The organism is Brachyspira hampsonii 30446, assembly GCF_000316195.1.
GTDB lineage: Bacteria > Spirochaetota > Brachyspiria > Brachyspirales > Brachyspiraceae > Brachyspira > Brachyspira hampsonii_C.
In genome coordinates, this window is the sequence record NZ_JH994109.1 from 20109 (window position 1) to 25552 (window position 5444).

Annotated in this window: 5 protein-coding genes and 2 pseudogenes; 5 read left to right on the forward strand and 2 right to left on the reverse strand. The window is 27.9% G+C overall.

Features of this window, described 5'->3' with window-relative positions:
- The 3 genes and pseudogenes from A966_RS00135 to A966_RS00145 form a co-directional block, all read left to right on the forward strand.
- The coding region (locus tag A966_RS00135; RefSeq protein ID WP_008721157.1) for a hypothetical protein at window positions 1-735 on the forward strand (735 nt) is incomplete at its 5' end.
- A gap of 183 nt (window positions 736-918) precedes the next feature.
- Window positions 919-2160 (forward strand): annotated as a pseudogene (locus tag A966_RS00140) (hypothetical protein); the annotation flags it as partial.
- A gap of 80 nt (window positions 2161-2240) precedes the next feature.
- Window positions 2241-2432: a hypothetical protein gene (locus A966_RS00145; RefSeq protein ID WP_232817721.1), complete on the forward strand. Its 192-nt coding sequence runs from the start codon at window positions 2241-2243 to the stop codon at window positions 2430-2432.
- A gap of 372 nt (window positions 2433-2804) precedes the next feature.
- Here the strand turns inward: A966_RS00145 and A966_RS00150 are convergent, their stop codons facing one another.
- On the reverse strand, window positions 2805-3224 hold the full coding sequence (locus A966_RS00150) for a hypothetical protein (protein WP_008721164.1): 420 nt from the start codon (window positions 3222-3224) through the stop codon (window positions 2805-2807).
- A 120-nt stretch (window positions 3225-3344) separates the two neighbouring features.
- Between A966_RS00150 and A966_RS00155 the strand changes: the two are divergent.
- Window positions 3345-3656, forward strand: a pseudogene (locus A966_RS00155) (Rpn family recombination-promoting nuclease/putative transposase); the annotation flags it as partial.
- Window positions 3657-3726: 70 nt separating this feature from the next.
- Here the strand turns inward: A966_RS00155 and A966_RS00160 are convergent.
- Window positions 3727-4596: an ankyrin repeat domain-containing protein gene (locus A966_RS00160; RefSeq protein WP_008721168.1), complete on the reverse strand. Its 870-nt coding sequence runs from the start codon at window positions 4594-4596 to the stop codon at window positions 3727-3729.
- Window positions 4597-4701: 105 nt separating this feature from the next.
- Here A966_RS00160 and A966_RS00165 point away from each other — a divergent pair.
- Window positions 4702-5444, forward strand: a 743-nt coding sequence (locus A966_RS00165; protein WP_008721171.1) for an Rpn family recombination-promoting nuclease/putative transposase, incomplete at its 3' end; no start/stop codon positions are given.

The window sequence follows — 5444 nt, forward strand, 5'->3', positions numbered from 1 at the left end:
TTTTATAATTTGGATTCTCAAAGAAGATGTTCAGAAAAATATCTAAGATTGTCTATGAAATATAATACTGCACTAGGAGGATATGTTGAAAAGAAATATTGGAATATTAATGACTTTGAAAGAAAAGGCAAAACCTTAAAGAGAAAAACAGTTAGCTTTGGAGTTGGCACCCATGAGTTTGATTTTCCAAGCGATGTTAATAGTATTACAGTTCATATATGTTCAGGAGGTGCAGGAGGTTATTATGGTTTATTAGATACGGTTGGAACAGAACCTACAGTAGGAGGTAATTCTCAAGTATTAGTAGGCAATACAGCGATAACTACTTGTCAAGGCGGTCAGATAGCAGTAAAAACAGGTACAATGTCATTTAATGGAGGAAATGGAGGTATTGCTATTGGACAGGGTAAATTAATTAATGGAAATAATGGAAGTACAAGCACATATAATAATATTAATTATAATACGGGAGCTGTATTTACAAATAATACTACTTTGGCTAGCGGAGGTAATGGAGGCAATGGCTCTATAAACGGATATGCTTCAGGCGGAGGAGGAAGCGGAAGTGCAGCTATTGTAGATGTAACAAGAGGTATGCTTGGCTCTTTAAATAAAGTAAAAATTATCGTAGGAGCTGGAGGAAACGGAGGAGTTAATAGTAATAATAATGGTGTTGTTGCTAATGGAGAAAGAGGACAGGATGGTTCAGCAGTCATAGAATATATGCAGAAATAGGTTATATAGAAGTAAACGAGTGCGAACCAGATAGTAAATTTATTTACTATCTATTTATAGGCGAGCACGAGTATAACAATAATAAATATATGCAGAAATAGGTTATATAGGAGTAAGTGAGCCGAAGCACATCTATAATTTATTATAGATGTAATTATAGTGTAGGCTAACATAGCAATAGTAATGAAGAGTTTTGCTAATATTATAGAACTTGATATTTCTAGTCCTGATACTAGATTAATATTTGCACCTTTCGGAGGTGTATGGACTGCGAGTATTAATGAAATATATTCTCAGTATTTATCTTCTTATTTTACTGAGTTAGTAAATATTCAAGAAGATGAATTATATAATTTGTTTAGTAGGCACCTGTCCGCCTGTGGCGTAGGCTCTATAAGTGTCACCGAAGGCGGACAGTCGTCTGACAATGATAGAGGATATATAGAAGTATTTTCTTTAGAAGCTCTTTATCAGCAAAATAAATCTTATTATCAATATATAGAAAATAAAATAAATTATATAGCCGTGCATTTTAATAACTTTGAAATACCTTACAGTAAAAAGAATATAATTATAAATATTAAAAGATTATTCTCTACACGTGAATGGGACGCCTGTGGCGACTGCCCACATTGCGTGCCACCTTCGGTGTCAGACAGCAACAATAACATAATAACTGAATTAAATAATATGTACGACGACTGTCCGCCTATGGCGATAGAGCCTAGAGTGGAGGAGATAGATACAGCGGATATAGAAGGCGATTCACTTGCATTTGATACTATTCAAACAAATGAAATGTCTGTTACTTTAAGAAATGATGACGGACTTTTTGATGATTTTTCTAATTTATACGGCAATAGATTTTTGGTAAGACAAATATTTGACTATCAAGCGGACAGCCGAATGCCTGCCGATTTTAATAAATCGGCAGGAGCTTATAATGAGGCTGGGAGCGTAGCAACAATAAAAGATTCTAATATTATATTCTCTGGTTTTATTCAAAAGCCTGAATATTCTTTTTTAGAAACTATAACAATAACAGCATCAGATATAAGAGCTTCTTTTTCTACTGAGCTTCCTAAAAATGTTTTCAGCGAAAAAGAATACCCAGATTTGAAGAACTTCCCAGAGAATGTGCAAAGCGGAGAAGATACTATTGACACATGCAGAACTTTAGCAGCTGGACATGGCATTACAGTAAAATTAAAGCCTATAAAATATTATACTCCTGCACCGAAGGCGGGCAGTCGCCATATACTAAATCCTGATTTGATTCCTGAGGTAGTTTTTGAAATATGCGACACTTCAAGGAATGCTATAGAAAGTATTGTTAATAGAAATGATAAACTTGATAATAATAGATTGAAGCCTCATATATATTTTATAGAAACCCCAGAGAGTGAAAATGAAATAATAGAAAAAATGGAACTGATGTTTATGTTATATCAAAAATGCTTGGCCATCAAAATATTAATACAACCGTATCAAGATATATTTATGTTTTGGCTGGAATGATAAAAGAAGCTATGGAAAATCACCATTTTGCTAAGTTTGAATATAGTACTAAAAAAGACTTTTATAATTCTAAAAACGATGAAGTCCTTGCAATAAAAAATATGTTTGAAGATTTAACTAATAAGATGAATGACATTATAAATAATCTGCCGAGAGAAACGGATATTAAAAAGGCTTAAAAAAACTGCATATATATAGGTTAAACCATCAAAATGAAGTATGATGACACCCTTACTTTAAGTATAGTGACACCCTTAGATGTTGTATGAGTTTAAAGATATTTAAAGACATGTTAAAGATTAACCTAATGATTATTTAAAGACTTTAAACTGACTGACTTATGCAGATTTTTATTTTTTGAATAATGGCTTAAATAAAAAAATATTTGAAAGCTGTTGCGATAATATAATGCAAATCGATGCTTAAAGTATTTGTTACGATGCCTTTATTTGAAACGTAAAGCCTTATTTTTAGGTACTTTTTATTTATATATACTTTATAAAAAACACTCTTTACAGCAGTATTTTAAATTTTTAAAAAAATGTTTTTTGTTATTGATCATCAAATAATTTTGGAATATGGTTGTCAATATCTGTATTCTGTTTTGTTTTATCTTCTTCAATAAGTTTTATTATTGCTTTTTTTAATCCTAAAAGATTATATATAGTTCCTGTAATTTTTTCTTTATTTTTTAAAAATGTTTTTGTTTCATAAGTTAAATATCCTTTAGTGTATAATTGTGTCCTTTCCCTTGTATAAGATTTCTTTCCGAGGTCTTTATCCCTTAAAATAGTTTTATTATCCATATAAGCATTCATTAGACGTACTATAAATTCAAATTCATTTCCTGTTAATCCTAATCTATTTTTATATTTTATTAATGCGTTTGGAACAAAGCTATAACCTAGTTCTAACATTTCTTTACCAAAAAAATTAATTAAAAAATTATCATCTATTATTTTTTTATTCATAAAATATGTCCTATTCAAAATATTAATAATTATACAATATTTTTGAATATATATATATATTATGTTTAGAAATATTGTGCGGATTGGTGCCGCGAAGCGTACATGTTGTAACAGCTCGTAGTGGAGGATACTATGGAAATATTAGTAAAGAAAAACCCTATAATGAAAGAAGTATATGATGAATATAATAAATTTGTTAATAGCAATGATTTGTATAATGGCTACAGTAATTATGAGAGAGATTATTTTAATGTTCTAATGCTTAATGAAGAGCGTATAAAGGGTATTGAAGAAGGAATGAAAAAAGGTATAGAACAGGGTATAGAAAAAGAAAAATATTCTCTAGCTAGAAATATGAAAAATAAAAATATGGATATAAATCTCATAAGCGAATTAACAGGGCTTAGTATAGAAAAAATAGAAAAATTATGATATAAAAATTTATATTTTAGTCACATTTAAAAACAATAGTATATCTCATTTTAAGCTTCATAAAAATCAATTATCTGAAAAAACCAGATATATTTTCAATAAATCCTGATATTGCATAGAATATAAAAGATGGTATAGCAACTATAATTATAAGTAGAAGCATCAAAATAGGGTATAATATATCATTAAATATTTTACTAAAAATTAATTTTATATTATATATAAATGCTCCGGGATACGCTTTTTTTCCATTATTATTTTTTATGTTTTTATCTGCATTATTTTCTATCAAAAGAGATATAACTTTTTTTTCCATATCAATATTTCTATGCCCATTATTTTTTTTATATGAAATCTTATGAAGTGCAGTATCTCCGTCATTATTTTGTAAATTAATATTTACTGACTTCTTTATGAGCATTTCAAAAATATCATATTCTTCTATTCCTATATTATCTCTAGAAAGTATATAGTGAAGTATACCATTTCCGTCATTATCTTGTATATTAATATTTGCTCCGAGATTTATAAGTGTTTCAATTTTATATTTACTATCTGGAACTCCTATAATTTCACTTGTGCCGAATTTAGGTTTACGATGTGAATCGTAGTACTTACTTACATCAAGTATAAGATTTTTTCCAGATTCGTTAATATTCATTCCATTATATAATAAAACTTTTACAAAATTAGAGAAATTATTAGTACTTAAATTAGGTATATAGTCATACCACTCATAGCTACTATTCGTTATAGAGTAGGTTATATATTCTTTATTGTTTTCAATTACATATTTAAACTCATCAATATTTTCTGATATTACTGATTTGTATAATGCTGATTCTTTATTTGTTGCCGCTAATTTTTTAAAATCATCACTTACTTGAGCATAAGAAATGTACGAACTAATAATAAATATCGTAATGCATAATAATTTCATCATAAACCTTTTTTAATTGTGATTATATTTTTTGATTATAAAGTATATTGGTATATCTTGTCAATATCATTTGACAAAGTATAAATATTTCATTATAATAATTTTATGGAATTAAAATCAAATAATAATTTTAATGTTTTAAATGATTACTTTGTGAGATATCTTTTATCCGATAAAGGTAGCGAGGCAATATTATTAGACTTTATTAATTCAATAATGCTTGATTCTGGTATGAAGACTTTTAGATCTGTAGAAATATTAACACAATTTAATTATAAAGAAAACTATGAAGATAAAGAAACAATAACAGATGTTAAGTGCATAACACAAAATGGAACAGTTGTTATAATAGAAATTCAGCTGCAAGGTAATTCAAGATTTCCAGAAAGAATATTATATTATTGGGCTTCAAATTATAGTAAACTTTTGAAACAGGGTGAAAAATACGATGCCCTAACTCCTGTAATAAGTATTAATCTTCTTAATTTTAATTTAGATGACAGTAATAATATACATTCTTGCTATATGATTTATGATACAAATAATAGAAGATTGTTAACTGATCATTTACAGATACATATAATAGAATTAAAAAAATTTAAATATAATACATTAGAATATGATTTAAATTGCTGGCTTAAATTTTTTACTATGAAAGATAAAGATAATAAGGAGGTTATAATGTCAGAATTAGTAAAAGAGAAACCAATAATGGAAGAAGTGCAAAGAAGATACAATAATTTCATTAAAGATAGGCTAATGATGAATGAATACGATAAGAGGCAGGCTTATTTATATGGTAATCAGATAATGCTTGAAGAAGAAAGAAGATTAGGAATAGAAGAAGG